Source organism: Microbacterium ureisolvens, from assembly GCF_015278315.1.
GTDB classification, from domain to species: Bacteria; Actinomycetota; Actinomycetes; order Actinomycetales; family Microbacteriaceae; genus Microbacterium; species Microbacterium ureisolvens.
This window is the reverse complement of record NZ_JADIJE010000023.1, coordinates 1-21,760: the sequence shown is the minus strand read 5'-3', so window position 1 is coordinate 21,760 and position 21,760 is coordinate 1. Positions and strand designations below refer to the sequence as shown.

The following is a 21,760-nucleotide window of genomic DNA, read 5'->3' as shown; positions in this document are numbered from 1 at the left end:
GCAGCTGCACCCCGTCGCGAACCGACGGTGCAACCCTCGACACGCGTTAGCCCCGATGTCACCGACATCATCGACAGGGCGACGCCGCAGCCCCCGCGTCCCGGCGGCACGCCGCGTCCCGGCAACAACCCCTTCGCCTCGTCGCAGGGCATGGGCCAGCGTCCGGCCGGCCCTCGTCCGGGCAACAACCCGTTCGCGTCGTCGCAGGGCATGGGCCAGCGCCCGACGCCCGGCAACATCCCGCGTCCGCAGGCTCCGCGCCCCGGCGCCCCGCGTCCCGGCGCTCCGCGCCCGGGCGGTGCAGGTCGTCCCGGTGGCGGCGGTCGTCCCGGCGCGCCGTTCCAGCAGCGCCCCGGCGGTCCCGGTCGTCCCGGCGGCGGTGGCGGCGGCTTCCAGCGCCCCGGCGGCGCGCCCGGTGCCGGTGCACCCGGCGGTGGCTTCGCCGGTCGTCCCGGCGGTGGCGGTGGTCGCGGTCGCGGCCCCGGCGGTGGTACCGCGGGTGCGTTCGGCAAGGGCGGCGGCAAGTCGAAGCAGCGCAAGTCGCGTCGCGCGAAGCGGCAGGAATTCGAGATGCGGTCGGCGCCGGTCGTCGGCGGCGTCAACGTCCAGAAGGGCAACGGCGAGATCATCCGCCTGCGCCGCGGCGCATCGATCGCCGACTTCGCCGACAAGCTCGAGGCGCTGCGCGGCTACACCGTGCAGCCCGGCACGCTCGTGACCATCCTGTTCAACCTGGGTGAGATGGCCACCGCGACGGAGTCGCTCGACGAGGCCACCTTCGAGGTGCTCGGCGAGGAGCTCGGCTACAAGATCCAGATGGTCTCGCCCGAGGACGAGGACAAGGAGCTCCTCGAGGGCTTCGGTCTCGACCTCGAGGCCGAGCTGGAGGCGGAGAACGAGGAAGACCTCGAGATCCGGCCGCCGGTGGTGACCGTCATGGGTCACGTCGACCACGGTAAGACCCGACTGCTCGACGCCATCCGCCAGACCAACGTGGTCGCGGGCGAGGCCGGCGGCATCACGCAGCACATCGGTGCGTACCAGGTCTGGACCGAGCACGACGAGATCGAGCGTGCGATCACCTTCATCGACACCCCGGGCCACGAGGCGTTCACCGCCATGCGTGCCCGTGGTGCCCAGGTGACCGACATCGCGATCCTCGTGGTCGCCGCCGACGACGGCATCATGCCGCAGACGGTGGAGGCCCTGAACCACGCCCAGGCGGCGAACGTGCCGATCGTGGTCGCGGTCAACAAGGTCGACAAGCCCGACGCCAACCCGGCCAAGGTGCGCCAGCAGCTCACCGAGTACGGCCTGGTCGCCGAGGAGTACGGCGGCGACGTGCTGTTCGTGGACGTGTCGGCCCGCCAGGGCACCGGCATCCAGGAGCTCCTCGACGCGGTGCTGCTCACCGCCGACGCGGGTCTGGACCTCACGGCCAACCCGAACAAGGACGCCCGCGGTGTCGCGATCGAGGCGAAGCTCGACAAGGGCCGCGGCTCGGTGGCCACGGTGCTCATCCAGTCCGGCACGCTCCGCGTCGGCGACGCGATCGTGGCAGGCACGGCGTACGGCCGCGTCCGCGCCATGATCGACGAGAACGGCGACCCGGTCGAGGAGGCCTTCCCCTCCCGCCCGGTGCAGGTGCAGGGTCTGAACTCGGTGCCGCGAGCCGGCGACACATTCATCGTGACCGAAGAGGACCGCACCGCTCGTCAGATCGCCGAGAAGCGCGAGGCCGCCGAGCGCAACGCGCAGCTGGCCAAGGCCCGCAAGCGCATCTCGCTCGAGGACTTCACCCGTGCTCTGGAGGAGGGCAAGGTCGAGTCGCTCAACCTCATCATCAAGGGTGACGTGTCGGGTGCCGTCGAGGCGCTCGAGGAGTCGCTCCTCAAGATCGAGGTCGACGACTCGGTCCAGCTGCGGATCATCCACCGCGGCGTCGGTGCGATCACCGAGTCCGACATCAACCTGGCCACGATCGACAACGCGATCGTGATCGGCTTCAACGTCCGTCCCGACACGAAGGCGCGCGAGCGCGCCGCCCGCGAGGGTGTGGACGTCCGGTTCTACTCGGTCATCTACAACGCGATCGACGACGTCGAGCAGTCGCTCAAGGGCCTGCTCAAGCCGGAGTACGAAGAGGTCCAGTCGGGTGTCGCCGAGATCCGCGAGGTGTTCCGCTCCTCGAAGTTCGGCAACATCGCCGGTGTCATCGTCCGGTCGGGCACGATCACGCGCAACGCCAAGGCGCGCGTCATCCGCGACGGCGTGGTCATCGCCGACGGCCTGGCGATCGAGTCGCTGCGCCGCTTCAAGGACGACGTCACCGAGGTCCGCACGGACTTCGAGTGCGGTATCGGCCTCGGCAAGTACAACGACATCCAGGTGGGCGACGAGATCGAGACCACCGAGATGGTGGAGAAGCCCCGCGCGTAAGTCGCGCACGTGAGGGGCGCCCCGCAGGTCGGGGCGTCCCTCACGCTTCGAAAGGAGCAGCATCATGCCTTCGGAACGTCAGGCCCGTCTGGGCGACCGCATCCGGGTGATCCTCGCCGAGCGTCTCGAGAAGGGTCTGCGCGACCCGCGGCTGGGATTCGTCACCATCACCGACGTCCGCGTGACCGGCGACCTCCAGCACGCCTCCGTGTTCTACACGGTGCTGGGCTCCGCCGAGGAGCGCGAGGCATCGGCCAAAGCGCTCAAGGCGGCGACCGGGATGCTGCGCTCGGAGGTCGGCAAGCACCTCAACGTGCGGCTGACCCCGTCGCTGGAGTTCATCCTCGACGCGATCCCCGAGAACGCCGGCCACATCGAGGACCTCCTGCGCGAGGCGCGCGAGCGCGACCAGGCGGTCGCCGGCATCGCGTCCAGCGCGACGTACGCCGGCGAGGCCGACCCGTACGTCAAGCCGCGCGAGCTCGACGACGAGGACTGATCCTCAGAACCACGGCGATGCCGCGACCGATTTCCGGTCGCGGCATTCGTCGTCTGCCGGCGCGTCACGCGGACAGCCTCAGGAGATCGGCGGATGCCTCGGCCAGGCCGTCGGCGATCAGCGAGTCGATCGCGGTCGCGCTGCGCCAGATCCGTGCGGTGCATCACCGCTCGGCCATCGTCCAACAATTGGGTTTACGTCGCATAAAACTAATGTTACGCTCGCCGATGTGGGGCGGCATTACACAATGCGTGCGAGGGCGCAGATCGCAGAGCAGACGCGGTCGCGCATCCTGGCGTGCGCGCGACAGGCACTGCTCGAGATGCCCTTCGACAAGGTGACGCTTCCGCTCGTCGCGGCCGCCGCCGAGGTCACCGTGCAGACGGTGCGAAATCACTTCCAGTCCAAGGAGGGCCTCCTCCGCGCCCTCGCGGACATGCTGTCCGAATCGCTGCGCGACGAGCGGGGCTCGACGCCCGTCGACGCCGCGGGCGCAGCCGCCGCGCTCGCGTCACAGTACGAGCACTACGGGCGCGCCTATGCGGGGCTGGTCGCAGCGGCCGAGAACTCGCTGGCGTTGGCGGCGATGATCGACCGGGGCCGGCGGGAGCACATGATGTGGCTGGAGCAATCGTTCGCGCGCCACCTCCCGCCCGACGGCTCTCGACGAGAGCGCGCGCTGGCCGCCCTCTACGCCGCCACAGACGTCGGAACCTGGCGGCTCATACGTATCGATCTGGGCAACGATGCGGAGACGACCGTCGATGCGATGACCGTCCTGATCGACGGCGCGATCGCCTTCGCCGACGCGAGCGGCTGAAGCAGAGGAGTCGGAGATGCATATCCTGTTCGCCACATGGGACGGTGCCGGCACAGTTCCCATCGACTTCGGCATTGCACGACGACTGCTGGCGCGCGGTCACACCGTGACAGTTCTGGGCGACCCCACTTTGGCGGACGAAGCCGCGCGCGCCGGAGTCGAGCTGCGGACGTGGAGAAAGGCGCCGCATCGGGCGTCTCCCGCGCGAGAGGACGATGTGCTGAAGGACTGGGAGCCGCGCACCCCGATCGGCTTGTTCCGCCGGGTGTCCGAGCGACTCATCACCGGTCCCTCGGCGGACTTCGCCGAGGAGACCATGGCTGAGCTGAAGCGACGCCCGCCCGATGTTGTTCTCGTGGATGCCGTGATTCTCGGTCCGATGGTCGCAACCGAGGCCGCGACCGTGCCGACGGTCGGTGTGCTGCCAGGCATTTATGTCTTGCCCGCTCCCGGGATGCCCCCGTTCGGGTTGGGGCTGAAGCCGGTCACGGGAACGCTCGGCAGGTCGCGCGACCGACTGCTCAACGCCGTGGTCCGGGCTGCGTGGCGCAGCGGGCTGCCCGCGCTCAATGCCGCGCGTGCATCTTACGGACTCGCGCCGCTGACCGACCCATGGGATCAGTTGCGCTCCTGCGAACGGGTGCTCGTGACAACCGCCGCAGCATTCGACTTTCCGGCCGACCTTCCGGCCTTCGCCCACTACGTCGGTGCGATCGACGACGACCCGCAATGGGCCAAGCCCGCACCCGGCACCCCTTCCGATCAGACCGGGTCGATCGCCGACTGGACTGCCGAGCAGCGTCGGCTCCCTCTCGTCGTCGTCGGCTTCTCCGGCTCGTTCGTCACCGGACAGGACGCGGTGCTGCGTCGGGTCACGGCCGCCCTCACGGCGCTGGGCGTGCGCGGACTGGTGTGCACGGGTCCGACGATCGATCCCGACCGCATCGCCGGCAGCGAACACGTTCGAGTCGTGCGAGCGATCCCGCATTCCGAGATCTTCCCCGACGCCGACGTCGTTGTGACCCACGGCGGCCACGGCACGATCACGAAGGCGCTGATGGCCGGAAAGCCGGTTCTCTGCCTGCCGAAGTTCCGCGACCAGCACGACAACGCGGTTCGGATGACGACGCGCGGAGCCGGATTGACGCTGAAGGCGGGCGCGAGTTCCTTCCGGATCGCTCGCGCGCTCGAACGGCTGCTCGTCGAGCCGGGCTTCGCGCGCGCCGCCGAGGACCTCGGTCAGCGGATGCGCGCCGAACTCGACGACGGGAAGCTCGTCGAGCTGATCGAACGCGCGCCGCGGTAGCCCTGCCGGACGGCGCTGGCTGCATCACCCGTCGCGTCCGGCGGCGCGGCTTCCGGGCGAGGGCCGCTGGGGGGCATCGAGCCCGCCGAGCGGCAAGCGCAGCAGACCCGCGGATGCCTCGGCCAGCCCGTCGGCGATCAGCGAGTCGATCGCGCGGTCGCGCTGGAGGGGATCGGGCCAGTCGGGCGCGACCTCGGCGAGCGGCACCGCGTGGGACGCGGCATCCCGCAGCGTCTTCAGCACCGCACCCCGGGCCTGCCGGTCGCTGCCCTCGTAACGCGCCTGCTTGCGGCGGTCGTCGCCGGTGTCGGGGTACCCGGCCGCGCGCCAGGCGCACCGGTCGCGCAGTGGGCACGCATCGCACCGCGGGGTACGGGCCACACACACCGTCGCACCGAGCTCCATCGCCGCCGCGTCGACGACCGCCGCGGTCTCGCGATCCTCGGGCAGGACGGCCTCCATCGCCGCCAGATCGCGGCGTGACGGGGGACCGGGCTGCGATCTGCCGTCGATCGCCCGCGCCAGCACGCGTCGGGTGTTGGTGTCTACGACGGGATGCCGGTCGCCGTAGGCGAAGACCGCGACCGCCCGCGCCGTGTAGTCGCCGATGCCGGTGAGAGCCAGCAGTGCGTCGACGTCGCGGGGGACGACGCCGCCGTGCCGGTCGCGGATCTCGACGGCGGCGCGGTGCAGCCACAGCGCTCGGCGCGGATAGCCGAGGTTCGCCCACTGCCGCACCGCGTCGGCCGGCGCGGCGGCTGCGAGGTCCGCGGGCGTCGGCCACCGCGTCAGCCACGCCTGGAGATGGGGGATCACGCGGTTCACCGGCGTCTGCTGGAGCATGAACTCGCTCACCAGCACGCCCCAGGCCCCGAATCCGGGGCGCCGCCACGGCAGGTCGCGCGCGTTGAGCCGGTACCACCCGACGAGCGGCGTGGCGAGATCGGGCATGCCGTCCAGCCTAGGTCTTCGCCTTTCGCCCTCGGCCCGGCCGTGCCGGCCGGGTGGGACCGCACGAGGTGGGGCCGCTCCCCGGCGCGCCGTAGGCTGGAAGCATGCGACTACCCGTCACGCCGACCACCACGCTGTGGCGCGAGCTGCGGGATCGCGTGCGGCGGCGCTACGGCGCCGGGCGGGTGATCGTCGCGATCGACGGAGTCGACGGCGCGGGCAAGACGGTGTTCGCAGACGGCCTCGCCGAGGTGTTCGCCGAGACCGGCGATGCAGTGTTCCGAGCGGGTATCGACGGCTTCCACCGGCCGCGCGCCGAGAGGTACCTCCGCGGACGCCAGAGCCCCGAGGGCTTCTATCGCGACTCCTACGACTACGCGACCTTCCGCCGCGTGCTCATCGACCCCTTCCGCGACGGAGCGCAGACCGCCGGCACCACGGGATTCCAGCTCGCGGCCTTCGATGTCGCCCGAGACGCCCCCGTCGAGTCGCAGTGGGTGACGGCGCCGCGGGATGCCGTGCTCGTCGTCGACGGCATCTTCCTCCACCGTCCCGAGCTGCGGGACCTGTGGGACGCCTCGGTCTGGCTCGAGGTGCCCTTCGAGACCACGTACGCGCGCATGGCTCTCCGTGACGGCTCCGACCCTGACCCCGACGCGCTGTCGAACGCCCGCTACCGGCAGGGTCAGGAGATCTACCTGCGCGAGGCGCGGCCCAGGGACGCGGCATCCGTCATCGTCGACAACTCCGATCTCGGACACCCGCGGATCGTGGGGCGCGGCTGATGGCGGCGCCCGGAATCCTGCTGGTCGACAAGCCCCGCGGCATCACCTCGCACGACGTCGTCGCACGGGCGCGTCGAGCGCTCGGCACCCGCAAGATCGGCCACGCCGGCACGCTCGATCCGATGGCGACCGGCCTGCTGGTGCTCGGGGTCGAGGGCGCGACGCGCCTGCTGACGTTCGTGGTCGGCCTCGACAAGACGTATGAGGCGACGATCCGCCTGGGCGTGTCGACCGACACGGACGACGCCGACGGCGAGGTGATCGCGGCGACGGATGCCTCGCCTTTGGCGTCCGAGGCGATCTCCGAGGCGATCGCGGCGCTGACTGGTCGCATCTCGCAGGTGCCCAGCACCTACTCGGCCATCAAGGTCGACGGGCGCCGGGCGTACGACCTGGCGCGGGCCGGTCAGGACGTGCAGCTGAAGGCCCGCGAGGTCACGGTGTCGCGGTTCGACGTCGTCGCAGAGCGGCGCGCTTCGGCAGGCTCGGCGGCCAGGGGCTCGGCGGCTGGGGGAGAGGGCTCACCGGCCGGGGGACAAGGCTCCGGAGCCGGACCGGTCGCCTCGGCTGACTCGGGTGTGGTCGATCTCGATGTGGTGGTCGACTGCTCCAGCGGCACCTACATCCGCTCGCTCGCGCGCGACCTCGGCGCCGCGCTCGGCGTCGGCGGGCACCTCACGGCGCTCCGTCGCACCCGCATCGGCCCCTTCGACGTCGCCGACGCAGCTGCCATCGACGCGCTCGCCGATGCACGCTCGGTGGAACCCGCCGAGGCTGCGGCCGCCGTGCTCGGACGACTGGACGTCACCGCCGAGGAGGCGCGCGACCTGCGTCACGGCAAGCGGCTCGTCGGCGCCGCCGAGCGGCTGGTAGCCGACCCGACCGCGGCCATCGACCCCGACGGCCGTCTCGTGGGCATCGTCGGGCGCCGCGGCGCCGATGTCAAGAGCACCATGAACATGCCCGAGGAGGCGCCCCGATGATCCTGTGGTTCACGATCGCGCAGGTCGTCGTCGCCGTCGCGGCCGGGCTGTTCTGCGTCATCGCCGGACTCGCGGGCCGACGCCCCAGCGACTGGACCGTCGGTTCCCTCGCCCTGGTCGAGCTGCTGCTGCTCGCGCAGGTGGTCATCGCGATCATCGCCCCGTTCGCGGGCAACCCGCCCTCCGGCAGCCTCCTCGAGTTCTGGGTCTACCTCATCTCGGCCGTGCTGCTGCCGTTGGCGGCGGTCGCCTGGGCGCTGCTCGAGCGCAGTCGTTGGAGCACAGTGATCATGGGTATCGCGGCGCTCTCCATCGCCGTCATGGTGTGGCGCATGCAGGTGATCTGGACGATCCAGGTCGCCTAGCGGAACTAAACTCGTCTGGTTATGTCGTCCTCCGCCCGCCCCCGCATGACCGGCATCGGCCGCGTGCTCGTGATCGTGTACGCGATCATGGCTCTCGGTGCCACCGGTCGGTCCTTCGTGCAGATCGTCGAGCGCTTCGACGAGGCACCCCTCGCCTACACGCTGTCTGCCGTCTCCGCCGTGGTCTACATCGTGGCCACGCTCGCGCTCGTCTTCGCCGGACGACGCGGCTGGTATGTCGTGGCGTGGGTCGCCATCGTGTTCGAGCTGGTCGGGGTGCTCGTGATCGGCACGCTCAGCCTCGTGCTGCCGGAGCTGTTCGCCCACCCGACGGTGTGGTCGTGGTTCGGCATGGGCTACCTGTTCGTGCCGCTCGTGCTCCCCTTCCTCGGGCTGTGGTGGCTCGCGACCCATCGGCCTGCCGCCGAGGCCGAGGCTCCCGCGCCCGCGGCGGTCGCGTCGTGATCGTCTTCCGCGACCCCAGCGAGGTTCCCGCGGGCTTCGGCCCGTCGGTGGTCGCGATCGGCAAGTTCGACGGTGTGCACTCGGGTCACCGTGCGGTGATCGACAGGGCGAGGGTGGATGCACTTCGTCTCGTCGCCGACGCTCCTCGCTCAGCAACCACCGCGGCCTCCGGCGCTCGCGTGGTCGCGGTCACGTTCGACCGCAACCCGCTCGCGCTGCTGCGTCCCGAGATCTGCCCCGACAGCCTCGTCGGCGTGGAGCAGAAGCTGCGCCTCCTCGCCGATGCGGGAGTGGATGCCACGCTCATGCTCACCTTCGACCGCGCCCTGGCGGACCTCGGCGCCCGCGAGTTCGTCGAGCACGTTCTCGTGGGCGCGCTCGGGGTGCGGGTCGTGATGGTCGGCGCGGACTTCCGGTTCGGCCGCGGCGGGGCGGGCAACCCCGACCTGCTGCGCGAGCTGGGGCCGGAGTTCGGCTTCAAGGTCGACGTGGTCGACGACGTGCGCGCGATCGACGCCGGCCGGCGGGTGTCGTCGACATGGGTGCGGGAACTCCTGGATGCCGGAGACGTCGCGGGGGCGACCCGCCTGCTCGGCCGGCACCATTCCGTGCGCGGTGAGGTCGTGCACGGCCTGAAGCGCGGACGCGAGCTCGGCTTCCCGACCGCGAACCTCTCGGCCGACCTCGAGGGCTTCGTACCCGCGGAGGGCATCTATGCGGGCTGGCTCGTCGACGAGGGCGCGCCCGGGGACGGGGCATCCGAGCCGCGCAGCACCGTGAAGTACCCGGCGGCGATCAGCATCGGCACGAACCCGACGTTCGACGACGTCCCCGTGCGTCAGGTCGAGGCGTATGTGCTCGACGAGACCGAGCTGGATCTCTACGGGCACACCGTCGAGATCGAGTTCGTGTCGCGCATCCGCGGCATGGTCGCGTTCGAGGGGATCGGGCCCCTCATAACGCAGATGACCGACGATGTCGCGAAGGTGCGCGACGAGCTGACCTGACCCTCGCGGTCGGGCCTGTGACGCTGCCCGTAGACCGGGCGCCGCGACGCTTCTAGCATCGAGGCGTGCACGCGCTGCTCCTCATGGCCGCCGAGGCGGCGGACGGTGACTCCGTCAACCTGTGGGGCGCGCTCGGCTGCGCCGTGGCGTACTCGGCGTCGCTGCTGGCGACGCTCGATGCGTTCGCCGACCTCATTCTCGCGCGCGGCGACTCGCCACCGGGGCGACTGACCCCCGGGGTCGGCATGAAGTTCGCGTCCAAACTCACCGCAGCGGCGATCGCGGTGATCTCGGCGGCGATCGTGCTCGCCCTCGACGGCAATTGGTTCGCGTTCGTCACACTGTCGATCGCGTTCGTCGTCGTGGTGGGAATCGGGGTGATCGTGCTCCTCCGCCACTCGCGGGCGAGCGCCACGCCCAGCACGCCGGTCTGACTTCGGAACACTCGGGCTGCTCAGATGAGCAAGTTCTGTGCAGATGTTGCGCATCTGCGCGGCGCTGTGTCAGCCTGAGGTGAGGACGACGGAGGGAGGATCGTGGACGCCGTCGACGAGCTCCTCTCCATCCGCGCCGCCGAGCTGTACTACGAGGAGAACCTCACGCAGGAGGAGATCGGCCGCAGCCTGCAGATCACCCGCTGGAAGGTCGGCCGCCTCCTCACCCAGGCGAAGGAAGAGGGCTTCGTCCGCATCGAGATCCTTCACTCGCGCGCACGTCGTCCGCAGCTGGAGCGTCGTCTGCGCGACCAGCACAGCCTCCACGACGCGGTCGTCGTCTCCCAGGCGGGCGTGCGCAGCCAGGACGAGCTGCAACAGCGTGTCGCCCAGGCCGCCGCGGACTACCTCGCCGCCCTGCGGCCGAGCCCTCGCGTCCTCGGCGTCAGCTGGGGCCGCACGCTCGCCGATATCGCGCACCACCTGCGCGACGGCTGGTCGTCGGGCACCGACGTGGTGCAGATCAACGGCGGCGTGAGCATGAGCGCCCGACCGGGAACGGCGGCCGCGACCGCGGTCAGCATCGCCCAGAAGGGCGGCGGCAGCGCCGCGCTGCTGCCCAGCCCCGCGATCCTCGAACAGCGCGCCACCAAGGAGGCCATCGAGGCCGATCGCGTCGTGGCGCGCGTGCTCGAGCTCGCCCGCTCGGCCGACGCCTACCTGTTCAGCGCCGGGGCCGCCGACCACCGCTCCGTCCACGTCGACAGCGGCTACCTGGCCCCCTCCGACATCGACCGCCTCGTCGCAGCGGGCGCGGTCGGCGACGTGGTCGGGCGCTACATCGATGCCGCCGGCCGGGTCGTCGACGACGCCCTCGACGCCCGTACCGTCGGGCTCTCGCTCGACGACCTCCGGCGCGCGGATCTCGCGATCGCGGCGGTCGCGGGTGAGCCCAAGCGCGCCATCGCCGCGGCCGTCGTCGCGGCAGGCCTCTGCACGGTGCTCGTGACCGACGAGTCCACCGCGCGCCACCTGCTCGAGGGCTGACCCGCACGAGCGGCCTTCCCCAACTCCCCACCTCCCAACGAAAGCCAGGTCAAGACATGTCAGGCACCTCCATCGTGACGCTGCCCGAGCGGGCCGTCGAACTGCTGGGCGGCCAACCCGACGACACGACGCTGCGCCGGTACCTGCACGGACTGCCCGGCGTCGACGCGGTCGGCCTCGAGCAGCGAGCGGCCGGTCTCGGCACGCGCTCCATCAAGACCACCTCCAAGGCGTGGGCGCTCGACAAGATCATCGAGCTGATCGACCTCACCACGCTCGAAGGCGCCGACACCCCGGGCAAGGTGCGATCGCTCGTCGCCAAGGCGCTGAATCCGGATGCCGCCGACCCGACCACCCCGCGCGTGGCCGCGGTCTGCGTCTACGGCGACATGGTGCCGTACGCCGTCGAGGCGCTCGGCTCGGCGCACGGTGATCCCGACGAGGGCGGCGTGAGCGTCGCGGCGGTCGCGACCGCGTTCCCGAGCGGGCGGGCGTCGCTCGACATCAAGCTGGCCGACACGGCGGAGGCCGTCGCGCACGGCGCCGACGAGATCGACATGGTGATCGACCGGGGCGCGTTCCTCGCCGGCCGGTACGGTCTCGTCTTCGACCAGATCGCCCGGGTCAAGCAGGCATGCCGTCGCGAGGACGGCACCTACGCGTCGCTGAAGGTGATCCTCGAGACCGGCGAGCTCAACACGTACGACAACGTCAAGCGCGCGTCGTGGCTCGCGATCCTCGCCGGAGGCGACTTCATCAAGACATCGACGGGCAAGGTGCAGCCGGCGGCGACGCTCCCCGTCACGCTCCTGATGCTCGAGGTCGTGCGCGACTGGCACCGCGCGACCGGCGAGAAGGTGGGCGTGAAGCCCGCGGGCGGCATCCGCACGTCCAAGGACGCCATCAAGTATCTCGTCACCGTCGCCGAGACGGTGGGCGAGGAGTGGCTGCAGCCGCACCTGTTCCGGTACGGGGCATCCAGCCTTCTCAACGACGTGCTGCTGCAGCGCCAGAAGCTGAAGTCCGGACACTACTCCGGCGCCGACTACGTGACCATCGACTGAGATCAGAGACCAGACCATGAGTTTCCTCGAGTACGCACCGGCCCCCGAGTCCCGCTCGATCCTGAACCTGCGGGACGAGTACGGGCTGTTCATCGACGGCGACTTCCGCCCGGCATCCGGCGAGTCGTTCACGACCATCTCTCCGGCCGACGAGAAGCACATCGCGACCATCGCATCGGCGAGCGAGGCGGATGTCGACACCGCCGTCGCCGCCGCGCGCCGCGCCTACGACAAGACGTGGTCGAAGATGAGCGGCCGCGACCGCGGCAAGTACCTCTTCCGCATCGCCCGGCTGGTGCAGGAGCGGGCGCGCGAGCTCGCCGTCGCCGAGAGCCTCGACAACGGCAAGCCCATCAAGGAGAGCCGCGACGTGGACGTGCCGCTCGTGGCGGCCTGGTTCTTCTACTACGCCGGGTGGGCCGACAAGCTCGACTACGCGGGCCTCGGGCCCGCCCCTCGCTCTCTGGGCGTGGCCGGCCAGGTGATCCCGTGGAACTTCCCGCTGCTGATGCTCGCGTGGAAGATCGCTCCAGCGCTCGCTGCGGGTAACACCGTCGTGCTGAAGCCGGCCGAGACCACCCCGCTTTCGGCGCTCATCTTCGCCGAGATCCTGCAGCAGGCCGACCTGCCGCCGGGCGTCGTCAACATCGTCACGGGCGCCGGCGCCACGGGCGCGGCGCTGGTGCGGCATCCGGACGTGAACAAGGTCGCCTTCACCGGCTCGACCGCGGTCGGCCGCGAGATCGCGAAAGCGGTCGCGGGCACCGACAAGAAGCTCACGCTCGAGCTCGGCGGCAAGGCCGCGAACATCGTCTTCGAAGACGCGCCCATCGACCAGGCGATCGAGGGCATTGTCAACGGCATCTTCTTCAACCAGGGGCACGTGTGCTGCGCGGGCAGCCGCCTCCTGGTGCAGGAGTCCATCCATGACGAGGTCGTCGACCGGCTCAAGAGCCGCCTGTCGACGCTGCGCCTGGGTGATCCGCTCGACAAGAACACCGACATCGGCGCCATCAACTCGCGGGAGCAGCTGGATCGCATCCGCGAGCTGAGCCGGATCGGTGAGGAGGAGGGGGCGGAGCGCTGGAGCGCCGACTGCGTGATCCCCGACAACGGCTTCTGGTTCGCGCCGACGATCTTCACGAACGTGCAGGCGAGTCACCGGATCGCGCGCGACGAGATCTTCGGCCCGGTCCTCTCGGTGCTGACGTTCCGCACACCGGCCGAGGCCATCGAGAAGGCGAACAACACCCCGTACGGTCTGTCGGCGGGCGTCTGGAGCGACAAGGGCTCCCGCATCCTCGCGGTGGCCGATCGCCTGCGCGCGGGCGTGGTGTGGGCGAACACCTTCAACCGGTTCGACCCGTCGTCGCCGTTCGGCGGTTACAAGGAGTCGGGCTACGGACGCGAGGGCGGCCGCCACGGCCTGGCCGCCTACCTCAAGGGCGGGTCGGCCCTGGAGAACTCCCGGTCGTTGAGCGAGCGGAGCGAGACGAAACGCGGCCGCTCGAAGAAGGAGGTGCGCGCGTGAGCACGCGTCTGACGATCCCCAAGACCTACAAGCTCTACATCGGCGGGGCCTTCCCGCGCAGCGAGTCCGGCCGCACTTACGAGGTCGCGACGCCCAAGGGCGACTTCCTCGCGAACGCCGCGCTCGCCTCCCGCAAGGACACGCGTGATGCCGTCGTCGCCGCCCGCGGCGCCGTCAAAGGCTGGTCGGGGGCGACCGCGTACAACCGCGGCCAGGTGCTGTACCGCGTCGCCGAGATCCTCGAGGGTCGCCGGGCTCAGTTCGTGGACGAGATCGTCCAGCAGACCGGCGTGTCGGCATCCGTCGCCGCCGCCGAGGTGGACGAGGCGATCGACCGCTGGGTCTGGTACGCGGGATGGTGCGACAAGTTCGGCCAGGTCGCCGGCAACGGCAACCCGGTCGCGGGGCCGTACTTCAACATCTCGGTGCCCGAGCCGACCGGTGTCGTGGGGATCATCGCCCCGCAGGACACGGCTCTCGTCGGCCTCGTGTCGGCGATCGCGCCCGCGCTCGTCACCGGCAACTCGGTCGTCGTCGTCGCGTCCGAGCGCTTCCCGCTGTCGGCGATCTCGCTCGCCGAGGTGCTCGCGACGAGCGACGTGCCCGGGGGAGTCGTCAACGTGCTGACGGGCTCTCCCGCCGAGCTCGCGCCGTGGCTCGCGTCGCACCCGGATGTGCACGCGCTCGACCTCGTGGGCGCCGGAGATCTGGACTGGGTCGACCTGCAGATCGCGGCCGCCGAGACGCTCACGCGGGTGCTCCCGCCGGAGAACGGGACGGATGCCGCAGCCCCGAGCCTCGCCCGCATCACGGCGTTCACCGAGACGAAGACCGTCTGGCACACGAAGAGCCTCGTCTAGGGCAAGGCCCCGCGTCCTGGGTGGGGGAGCGGGGCCTTCGCCTCGACGAATCCGGCTAGGCGAACATCTGGCGCAGCACTCCGAGGTCGCCCGCGTCGAGCGCCTGGGCGATCATGTCGGCGTCTGCCTTGCGGGGGAACATGTCGGCCAGGCCGTCCGCGAAGATTGCGCGCATGGCCTCGACGTCGCCCGCGTGAGCGGCGCGGCTCATGGCTTGGAGTGCGAGCTGGTACGGGATCTGTTCGAAGCCTCCGGGTGCGTCCACCGGGGCGTAGTAGTCCACCCACGGTATAGAGCTGTCAGGCGCGAGCAGCAGGACCTCGCCGGGCGCGATCATGTGCGTGTGATTGAGCCCGTCGAGGGCCAGAGGATTCGCGATGCAGAACCGGTCGCCGATCGCGTAGAGCGCGTCGCCTGGCGCGACGGTGTACGTCTTGATCCGGCCGTCATCGTCGAGGCCCACGGTGCCGGCGGCGAGGTCACGCGCGCCCCGGTCCACCAGCTCCCCGCTCAGGCTCGCTCTCATCGCGCCGACGTGGAGCCAAGCCGGGTTCTCGCATCCGGCAGGACTGTCCTTCGGGATCGCGGTGCCGTTGCCGACGTACACGTAGCCGTCGCCCAGCTCATCGATCATCTTCTCCCCGAGCTCATCGTCCGCCTCGGACGTCGGCTCGACCGTCGGCGCTTCGGTCGACTGGAAGATCGGCCATGAAGACACCTCCGTGTAAGCGGCCGATACGGTCGGCGCGGCGAGGGCGACGAGGCCGCCGACGACGAGCACTGCTGCTCCGGTGGTGATCTTGGCGGCGAGGTTCACGAGACGAACGTAGTGGGACTGGGTGTCTCAAGGCCAGCGGTGCTGTCGTACGTTCTCGGCACCACGGGGAACCTACGCGAGCTCGAGGCCGCCCCACTGACCGGGTTCGCGCAGCTCGCCGTAGTGCACGTCGGCGTCGTGCGCGGTGACCGAGGCGACGCACGCCAGCAGCGACAGCGTCGGATAGCCGAGCGGCCGGTTGTCGCGGATGATGGCGCCGTCGTCGGTCGGCGCCAGCTCGGCGGAGCGCTCCAGCACCTCGACCCACGGCATCCACCACGGCCCTTCGACGGCCGGGTCCGCGGTCTGGAACTCGCCCAGCCACCGCGCGATGCGAGGTGTTCCGGGGTCGTCGACGTCGTCGTGCGCGATCATGTGCGTGCCCGGCTCGAGCTCGACCGTGCGCAGCGCGACGCCGTCCCACGTCAGCACGCGCGCGCGGGATCCCTCGACTTCCACGAGGTTGAAGCCGTGCGTCGGCGGTTCGCCGGCGGGGGAGCGGCCGGCGACCGCGTCGAGCACGATGCCGCCTCGCGACAGGAGCTCGGACTCGGGGCGCGTCGACTCGTCGGCCCGGTTCAGGAGCACGGCCAGGCGTCCGGCTGCGGGGTCGGCCGCGAGCCAGGCGCCGCCGGCTCGCACGTCGCGCACGCCCACGACGCCGTCGTGAGCCTCGGGCCACCAGCGGCCGAGCGGGTTCCAGGGTCGTCCGGGATCCTCGTCGCGGATCGCGAGCACGCGCGTGGGCTCGTCCGCCGAGTCGGGGACGCGGATCACGACGGTGCACATGCGGGGCTCCTCGGGGTCGTGCGCCGGCCGGTGGCCGGGGTGTCGGGCAGTCGTGCCAAGATCGGAGGGTGTTCGTCGTGGTCGGGGTCACCGGTGGCATCGCCGCCTACAAGACGGTCCAGGTCGTGCGCCTGCTGGTGAAAGCAGGGCACGACGTCCATGTCATCCCCACGGAAGACGCGCTGCGTTTCGTGGGGCTGCCCACCTGGGAGGCGATCAGCCGTCACCCCGTGACGACCTCCGTCCACGATGACGTCGCACGGGTGCGGCACGTCGCGCTCGGCCAGGCGGCCGACCTCGTGATCGTGGCGCCCGCGACGGCGAACACCTTGGCGAAGATGACCGCGGGACTCGCGGACGACCTCCTGGGAACGACCCTACTCGCCACCACGGCACCGGTCGTCGTGGCGCCGGCCATGCACACCGAGATGTGGCGGCATCCCGCGACGGAGCACAACATGGCCACCCTCCGCTCGCGCGGCGTCATCGTCGTCGGCCCCGAGGAGGGGGAGCTCACCGGTGGCGACAGCGGACCGGGACGGATGTCGGAGCCGGAGGCGATCGTCGAGGCGGCGCTCGCCGCCGTCAGTGCCGAGGGATCCGACCTCGGAGGCCTGCGCGTCGTGGTGAGTGCCGGCGGCACGCGAGAGCCCATCGACCCCGTGCGCTACATCGGAAACCGCTCCAGCGGGCGCCAGGGCGTCGCGGTGGCGCTGGCCGCAGCCGAGCGCGGAGCGGACGTCGTCCTCGTCGCCGCACATGTCGACGACGGGGTGCTGGATGCGGCATCCGCCCTCCCGCGTGTGCGCGTCGTGCGCGCCGGGACCGCCGCCGAGCTCGGAGCAGCCGTCGAGGCTCAGGCCGCCACGGCCGATGTGATCGTCATGGCCGCAGCCGTGGCCGACTACCGGGTGGCGGAGGTGTCACCGCTGAAGCGGTCCAAGGAGTCCGCGCCCGTGGGCGGCGTCACGCTCGATCTCATCGAGAACGACGACATCCTCGCGGGCCTCGTGCGCGGCCGGCGTGGCGGGCAGACGATCGTCGGCTTCGCGGCGGAGACGCCCGGTGACGGCGAGACCCTGCTCGACCGCGGACGCCGGAAGGCAGCCCGCAAGGGCGCGGATCTCCTGGCGGTCAACGAGGTGGGCTGGTCGAAGGGGTTCGAGTCGGCCGACAACGCCGTGACCATCATCGACGCCGGGGGAGAGGTCGTCGCAGCCCGGCGGGGAAGCAAGCAGGACGTCGCCGCAGCGCTGTGGGACGCGGTGCTGGCGGTGCGCGAAAGCCAAGCGAAAACAAAGTAACGAAAGCGTAACGGCGCATGTAGAGTGGTCCGCACCATGTCGACGGTGACATGGTGTCCGACCCCCGGAGGACATGCCCGATGCCCGACTCCGCGGCACCCGATCGCGCCCGCGACCGGATCCACGCCCTGGCCGTCATGTGCGTGCTCGCCATCGCGAGCATCGTCATCGCCTTCCTCGGAGCCGCGCCGGCGCGCGTCACATCGACCGAGCTCCTCGGTGATGAGCGCACACCCGGCGACGCCGCCTTCATCGCCAGTCACCGAGGAGGAGCCGCCACCGCGCCGGAGAACACCCTCCCCGCGATCACGGCCGCGCTCGCCGCGGGATTCGAGTACGTCGAGGTCGACGTCGCACTCACCGCCGACCGCCACCCCGTCCTCATGCACGACAAGAGCGTCGACCGCACGACCGACGGCCACGGGCGACTCGCCTCGCTCACCCTCGCCGAGGTCCGCGAGCTCGACGCGGGGTCGTGGTTCGACTCGGCGTACGCGGGCACGCCCGTCCCGACGTTTACCGAGTTCCTCGATGCGCTCCTCGAAGCGGACGGGCGCGCGATCGTGGAGCTGAAGGGGGCGTGGGATGCCGAGGCCGTCGACGCGGCGGTCGCCGAGGTCGCCGCGCGCGGACTCGAGCGCCACATCGTCTTCGCGAGTTTCGATGCGCGCACGCTCGCGCTCGCCGCGGTGGAGTCCGACGTGCTGTCGCGGCTGCTGATCCTCAAGCATCTGCCGGCCGATGTCGTGAGCGCGGTCGCGGAGTCGGGCGCCCGGGGCGTCGTGGTGAGCCGGAAGGCGGTCCTGGCGCGGCCCGGCATCGTCGACGAGCTGCACGCGGCCGGGGCCAGGGTGGTCGTCTACACGCTCAACCGCGACACGCAGTGGGACGCGGTGACCGCTCTCGGCGTCGACGGCATCGTGACGGACGATCCGCACACCCTCTCGGAGTGGCAGAGCGCCTACGCCGGCCCCTGACCCGTCGCACGGTGCGGTCCGGGCGCGGCGTGGCCCGTGGCATCCGTTCCCGGACGTCTCTAGTCTCGAAACACAGCCGCAGGACGCGGCCGGGCACGGGAAGTGAGCAGTCGGATGCCGCAGCAGAACAGGTGGACGCGCGTCGTGATCTGCGGCATTGCACTGGCGACGGCGGTGGTTGTGACCGGGTGCCAGCCGGAGCCTTCCGCGACACCCACGTCGACGCCGACGAGCACGCAGACCGAATCGACCCCGACCGCGACCCCGGCGCCCACCGAGACGGCAGAGCCGGAGGCCGGCTTCGAGGTGCCCGCCACGTGCGAGGAGATCTACTCGCCCGCGATGCTCGCGCAGCTCCAGTCGGCGAACCCGCCACTGAACGATCCCGGCGTCACGATGCTCTCGAGCGAGAACGCCGATCTGCTCGAGCTGATCCACGGCGGCGCCGCGACACTGCGGTGCTCGTGGGGTCAGCCGAGCGAGTACGGCATGGCGACGAACGTCACCGCGATCGAGGAGGCGGAGGCTTCCAGCGTCCTGGACGCATTGCCGCAGGCGGGTTACGGGTGCGAGGCGCTCGGCGAGGGCACCGTGTGCCGGATCGAGCAGAAGGGCGTGACGCTCGACGACGAGGAGTACACGCGCGGCGAGACCGTGTATGTCGGCGCCGACGGCCTCGTGACGACGGCGTGGATCAACTTCTCTCCCGAGGGGTACACCGAAGACGTCGTGGCGACCATCTGGGGCTGAGGGCGGCATCCGCTCTTCCATCGCAGGAAATCCGCGCCCGCACGGCGGGCCTACTTCCCCTGACGGGGGCGTCGTCCCGTAGAATAGGCGGAGGGAAACCGCAGACGATGTCGCAGCTCGCAGAAGCGAGTGCCCGTGACCGGCGGCGGCCACCTCCCGATCCCGCGTTCGCGACGGCGTCCGCGCCGCCCGCGGGAGCACGCAGAACAATCGGTGTCATCCGATCCTCGCCGGTCCCGATCCGGCACTCACGCTCAGGAGGAGCATGCCGACCACGGCACCCGCCCAGACGGCGCAGCGTCGCCGCAAGTCCTCGTCCGCGCGCCGCGACGACGAGGCCCCGATCATCCCGATCCTCGCGCGCAAGGTGCGCGAGGTCGAGGCCAAGGCCCAGCGCGGCAAGCTCGGGCCGACCAACCGCGTCAAGTTCCAGGTCATCGCGTTCCTGGTGCGCGAGGAGCGCGCCCGCGTGAAGAGCGACGGTGAGCTGACGGATGCCGCGCGCGCCGAGCTGCTGAAGCGGCTCGACGGCGTCGCCACCATCCTCGCCAAGACCGCGGCCCGCGACACCTCGCTCATCCAGCTGCTCGAGGTCGACCAGGCCACGTCGCCGGTCGCGCGCCGGATGCGCCGCGACTGGCTGCTGGAGTCTGGCGCCGAACTGCCGCCCGACGAGCTCATCATCACCGACGTCGCGCCCGTCGCCGTGCCCGTCGTGCCCGCCGCGCTCGCCGAGCGCCAGGTCGTGCCGCAGCAGGTGGAGGCCCGTCGCGAGGCGAACCCGTTCCTCGCGCCCGACCTCTCGCTGCGCATCGCGAAGGAGACGCCGCGTCGCCGCCTGGACAGCTGGGAGCTGATGGGGCCGCTGTACAAGGCGTTCGAGACCGGCGCCGGCGGCGCGAGCGCGTCGATGGACCTTCCGCCCGTGCCGGAGTTCGACCGGATGTCGCCCAAGGGCCTGGAGGTCATGCCGCACCAGTCGCGCTTCCTCGAGTCCGTGCGGGCAGGGCACCGCACCTTCCTCCTCGCCGACGAGCCGGGCCTCGGCAAGACGGCGGAGTCGGTGCTCGCGGCATCCGTCGCGAACGCGTACCCGCTGCTGGCCGTCGTCCCCAACGTCGTGAAGATGAACTGGGCCCGCGAGGTCGAGCGGTGGACGCCGCAGCGGCGCGCGACGGTGATCCAGGGCGACGGCGAAGACATCGATGCATTCGCAGACGTGTTCATCGTCAACTACGAGATCCTCGACCGCCACCTGTCGTGGCTCTCGACGATCGGCCTGAAGGGCATGGTCGTCGACGAGGCCCACTTCATCAAGAACCTCACGTCGCAGCGCTCGCAGAACGTCCTGGCGCTGGCCACGCGCATCCGCGAGCAGGTGCGCAACCCGCTGCTGCTGGCGCTCACGGGCACCCCGCTCATCAACGATGTCGAGGACTTCGACGCGATCTGGCGCTTCCTGGGCTGGACGAACGGCGAGAAGCCGGGCCCCGTGCTCATGGACAAGCTCGACGACACCGGGCTGACCCCCGCCGACAAGTCCTTCTACCCCGAGGCGCGCGATGCGGTCATCTCGATGGGGATCGTGCGGCGCAAGAAGAAGGATGTCGCGGCCGACCTGCCCGACAAGCTCATCGCCGACCTGCCCGTGCAGCTCGACGACGAGTTCGGTCGCTCGATCCGCCAGGCCGAGCGTGAGCTCGGCGAGCGGCTGGCGGCGAAGTACCGCCGCATCATCGAGGCGCGCGGCGACCGCGGCCATGGTCCTGGTCGCATCGACGACGACATCGTGCGGCTCGTCGCTCACAACGAGCTCGAGGAGTCCAAGGCCGCCGGCACCGGCTCCGAGAACGTCTTCACCATGGTCCGCAAGATCGGCCAGGCCAAGGCGGTGCTCGCCGCCGACTACGCCGTGCAGCTGCAGCGCTCGGTGGGCAAGGTCGTGTTCTTCGCCAAGCACATCGACGTCATGGACGCCGCCGAGGCGCACTTCGCCGCGGCGGGTCTGAAGACGGTGTCGCTGCGCGGCGACCAGCCGTCGTCCTCGCGTCAGCAGGCGATCGACGCGTTCAACAATGACCCCGAGGTCGGCATCGCCGTCTGCTCGCTCACCGCTGCGGGCGTCGGCGTGAACATGCAGGCGTCGTCGAACGTCGTGCTCGCCGAGCTGTCGTGGACGGCTGCCGAGCAGACGCAGGCGATCGACCGCGTGCACCGCATCGGCCAGGACGAGCCCGTCACCGCGTGGCGCATCATCGCCGCGCACACGATCGACACCAAGATCGCCGAGCTGATCGACTCGAAGCAGGGGCTCGCCGCCCGCGCGCTCGACGGCGAGGCCGTCGACCCGCAGTCCAGCGACTCCGTGCAGCTGTCGGCGCTGATGCACCTGCTGCGACAGGCGCTCGGCGCGGCGTAGGACTCTGCGACGAAGGGGCGGCGCGCACTGAACTGGTCCCCGTTTGTTGGACTGGTTTAGTCGAAGCCTAGGCCGCGAGGGTCTGGGTCCGGTATTGCACCGGGCTCAGGCCCTCGAGTCGTTCTGAGATGCGGTCGTGGTTGTACCA

Annotated in this window: 22 protein-coding genes; 18 read left to right on the top strand and 4 right to left on the bottom strand. The window is 70.8% G+C overall.

Annotated elements, in window-relative coordinates:
- The 4 genes from infB to IM767_RS20290 all read left to right on the top strand — a co-directional run.
- A partial coding sequence (gene infB, locus IM767_RS20305) for a translation initiation factor IF-2 (protein ID WP_242061677.1) occupies positions 1–2,439 on the top strand: 2,439 nt, incomplete at its 5' end.
- 64 nt (positions 2,440–2,503) lie between these two features.
- Complete coding sequence (rbfA, locus tag IM767_RS20300; protein ID WP_109212298.1) at positions 2,504–2,938, top strand: 30S ribosome-binding factor RbfA; 435 nt, start codon at positions 2,504–2,506, stop codon at positions 2,936–2,938.
- 247 nt (positions 2,939–3,185) lie between these two features.
- Complete coding sequence (locus tag IM767_RS20295; RefSeq protein ID WP_109212299.1) at positions 3,186–3,758, top strand: TetR/AcrR family transcriptional regulator; 573 nt, start codon at positions 3,186–3,188, stop codon at positions 3,756–3,758.
- A gap of 16 nt (positions 3,759–3,774) precedes the next feature.
- Positions 3,775–5,064 carry a glycosyltransferase gene (locus IM767_RS20290; RefSeq protein WP_109212300.1) on the top strand — a complete coding sequence of 430 codons (1,290 nt, stop codon included), beginning with the start codon at positions 3,775–3,777 and terminating at the stop codon, positions 5,062–5,064.
- A gap of 24 nt (positions 5,065–5,088) precedes the next feature.
- Here IM767_RS20290 and IM767_RS20285 read toward each other — a convergent pair whose 3' ends face one another.
- Entirely contained in the window at positions 5,089–6,015 is a 927-nt protein-coding gene (locus IM767_RS20285; RefSeq protein ID WP_109212301.1) for an HhH-GPD family protein, read from the bottom strand.
- A 104-nt stretch (positions 6,016–6,119) separates the two neighbouring features.
- Between IM767_RS20285 and IM767_RS20280 the strand changes: the two genes are divergently transcribed.
- The 10 genes from IM767_RS20280 (at position 6,120) to IM767_RS20235 (ending at position 14,556) form a co-directional block, all read left to right on the top strand.
- Positions 6,120–6,800, top strand: coding sequence for a nucleoside/nucleotide kinase family protein (locus tag IM767_RS20280; RefSeq protein WP_109212302.1), 681 nt, complete (start codon positions 6,120–6,122; stop codon positions 6,798–6,800).
- Complete coding sequence (gene truB / locus IM767_RS20275; protein WP_109212303.1) at positions 6,800–7,783, top strand: tRNA pseudouridine(55) synthase TruB; 984 nt, start codon at positions 6,800–6,802, stop codon at positions 7,781–7,783. Before IM767_RS20280 ends, truB begins: the two co-directional genes overlap by 1 nt.
- A complete protein-coding gene (locus IM767_RS20270) occupies positions 7,780–8,148 on the top strand; it encodes a hypothetical protein (protein WP_109212304.1) in 369 nt (122 codons plus the stop codon). Before truB ends, IM767_RS20270 begins: the two co-directional genes overlap by 4 nt.
- A 21-nt stretch (positions 8,149–8,169) precedes the next feature.
- Positions 8,170–8,613: a hypothetical protein gene (locus tag IM767_RS20265; protein WP_109212305.1), complete on the top strand. Its 444-nt coding sequence runs from the start codon at positions 8,170–8,172 to the stop codon at positions 8,611–8,613.
- Positions 8,610–9,620 (top strand): bifunctional riboflavin kinase/FAD synthetase, encoded by a 1,011-nt coding sequence (locus IM767_RS20260; protein WP_109212306.1) that lies wholly within the window; start codon positions 8,610–8,612, stop codon positions 9,618–9,620. Before IM767_RS20265 ends, IM767_RS20260 begins: the two co-directional genes overlap by 4 nt.
- A 65-nt stretch (positions 9,621–9,685) precedes the next feature.
- Positions 9,686–10,054 carry a hypothetical protein gene (locus IM767_RS20255; RefSeq protein ID WP_109212307.1) on the top strand — a complete coding sequence of 123 codons (369 nt, stop codon included), beginning with the start codon at positions 9,686–9,688 and terminating at the stop codon, positions 10,052–10,054.
- A 102-nt stretch (positions 10,055–10,156) separates the two neighbouring features.
- Positions 10,157–11,101, top strand: coding sequence for a sugar-binding transcriptional regulator (locus IM767_RS20250; protein ID WP_109212308.1), 945 nt, complete (start codon positions 10,157–10,159; stop codon positions 11,099–11,101).
- A gap of 56 nt (positions 11,102–11,157) precedes the next feature.
- Positions 11,158–12,165 carry a deoxyribose-phosphate aldolase gene (deoC, locus tag IM767_RS20245; RefSeq protein WP_109212309.1) on the top strand — a complete coding sequence of 336 codons (1,008 nt, stop codon included), beginning with the start codon at positions 11,158–11,160 and terminating at the stop codon, positions 12,163–12,165.
- Positions 12,166–12,181: 16 nt separating this feature from the next.
- Positions 12,182–13,696, top strand: coding sequence for an aldehyde dehydrogenase family protein (locus IM767_RS20240; RefSeq protein WP_239453527.1), 1,515 nt, complete (start codon positions 12,182–12,184; stop codon positions 13,694–13,696).
- Positions 13,693–14,556 (top strand): aldehyde dehydrogenase family protein, encoded by an 864-nt coding sequence (locus IM767_RS20235; protein WP_109212310.1) that lies wholly within the window; start codon positions 13,693–13,695, stop codon positions 14,554–14,556. The genes IM767_RS20240 and IM767_RS20235 overlap by 4 nt, the downstream gene beginning before the upstream one ends.
- 55 nt (positions 14,557–14,611) lie before the next feature.
- On the opposite strand, the gene IM767_RS20230 is transcribed toward IM767_RS20235, so the two are convergent.
- Both IM767_RS20230 and IM767_RS20225 read right to left on the bottom strand, forming a co-directional pair.
- The gene (locus tag IM767_RS20230; RefSeq protein ID WP_109212311.1) at positions 14,612–15,373 is read right to left on the bottom strand and encodes a LysM peptidoglycan-binding domain-containing protein; all 762 of its coding nucleotides are present in this window, start codon (positions 15,371–15,373) and stop codon (positions 14,612–14,614) included.
- Positions 15,374–15,445: 72 nt separating this feature from the next.
- A complete protein-coding gene (locus IM767_RS20225; protein ID WP_109212312.1) occupies positions 15,446–16,162 on the bottom strand; it encodes an NRDE family protein in 717 nt (238 codons plus the stop codon).
- 68 nt (positions 16,163–16,230) lie between these two features.
- Between IM767_RS20225 and coaBC the strand changes: the two genes are divergently transcribed.
- From coaBC to IM767_RS20205, 4 genes are all read left to right on the top strand, one after another.
- Positions 16,231–17,466 carry a bifunctional phosphopantothenoylcysteine decarboxylase/phosphopantothenate--cysteine ligase CoaBC gene (gene coaBC, locus IM767_RS20220; protein WP_109212313.1) on the top strand — a complete coding sequence of 412 codons (1,236 nt, stop codon included), beginning with the start codon at positions 16,231–16,233 and terminating at the stop codon, positions 17,464–17,466.
- Positions 17,467–17,546: 80 nt separating this feature from the next.
- Positions 17,547–18,443, top strand: a complete 897-nt coding sequence (locus IM767_RS20215) for a glycerophosphodiester phosphodiesterase (RefSeq protein WP_109212314.1) — start codon at positions 17,547–17,549, stop codon at positions 18,441–18,443.
- A 114-nt stretch (positions 18,444–18,557) separates the two neighbouring features.
- The gene (locus tag IM767_RS20210) at positions 18,558–19,193 is read left to right on the top strand and encodes a hypothetical protein (RefSeq protein ID WP_109212315.1); all 636 of its coding nucleotides are present in this window, start codon (positions 18,558–18,560) and stop codon (positions 19,191–19,193) included.
- A 265-nt stretch (positions 19,194–19,458) separates the two neighbouring features.
- Positions 19,459–21,612 carry a DEAD/DEAH box helicase gene (locus tag IM767_RS20205; RefSeq protein WP_109212316.1) on the top strand — a complete coding sequence of 718 codons (2,154 nt, stop codon included), beginning with the start codon at positions 19,459–19,461 and terminating at the stop codon, positions 21,610–21,612.
- A 67-nt stretch (positions 21,613–21,679) separates the two neighbouring features.
- Here IM767_RS20205 and IM767_RS20200 read toward each other — a convergent pair.
- Positions 21,680–21,760, bottom strand: an 81-nt coding sequence (locus tag IM767_RS20200) for an IS3 family transposase (protein WP_194398810.1), incomplete at its 5' end; no start/stop codon positions are given.

Excerpts from the sequence above, each read along its gene's own strand:
- rbfA (WP_109212298.1), top strand. The coding sequence starts at position 2,504 with ATGCCTTCGGAACGTCAGGCCCGTCTGGGCGACCGCATCCGGGTGATC.
- IM767_RS20295 (WP_109212299.1), top strand. The coding sequence starts at position 3,186 with ATGCGTGCGAGGGCGCAGATCGCAGAGCAGACGCGGTCGCGCATCCTG.
- IM767_RS20290 (WP_109212300.1), top strand. The coding sequence starts at position 3,775 with ATGCATATCCTGTTCGCCACATGGGACGGTGCCGGCACAGTTCCCATC.
- IM767_RS20285 (WP_109212301.1), bottom strand. The coding sequence starts at position 6,015 with ATGCCCGATCTCGCCACGCCGCTCGTCGGGTGGTACCGGCTCAACGCG.
- IM767_RS20280 (WP_109212302.1), top strand. The coding sequence starts at position 6,120 with ATGCGACTACCCGTCACGCCGACCACCACGCTGTGGCGCGAGCTGCGG.
- truB (WP_109212303.1), top strand. The coding sequence starts at position 6,800 with ATGGCGGCGCCCGGAATCCTGCTGGTCGACAAGCCCCGCGGCATCACC.
- IM767_RS20270 (WP_109212304.1), top strand. The coding sequence starts at position 7,780 with ATGATCCTGTGGTTCACGATCGCGCAGGTCGTCGTCGCCGTCGCGGCC.
- IM767_RS20265 (WP_109212305.1), top strand. The coding sequence starts at position 8,170 with ATGTCGTCCTCCGCCCGCCCCCGCATGACCGGCATCGGCCGCGTGCTC.
- deoC (WP_109212309.1), top strand. The coding sequence starts at position 11,158 with ATGTCAGGCACCTCCATCGTGACGCTGCCCGAGCGGGCCGTCGAACTG.
- IM767_RS20240 (WP_239453527.1), top strand. The coding sequence starts at position 12,182 with ATGAGTTTCCTCGAGTACGCACCGGCCCCCGAGTCCCGCTCGATCCTG.
- IM767_RS20225 (WP_109212312.1), bottom strand. The coding sequence starts at position 16,162 with ATGTGCACCGTCGTGATCCGCGTCCCCGACTCGGCGGACGAGCCCACG.
- IM767_RS20215 (WP_109212314.1), top strand. The coding sequence starts at position 17,547 with ATGCCCGACTCCGCGGCACCCGATCGCGCCCGCGACCGGATCCACGCC.
- IM767_RS20210 (WP_109212315.1), top strand. The coding sequence starts at position 18,558 with ATGCCGCAGCAGAACAGGTGGACGCGCGTCGTGATCTGCGGCATTGCA.
- IM767_RS20205 (WP_109212316.1), top strand. The coding sequence starts at position 19,459 with ATGCCGACCACGGCACCCGCCCAGACGGCGCAGCGTCGCCGCAAGTCC.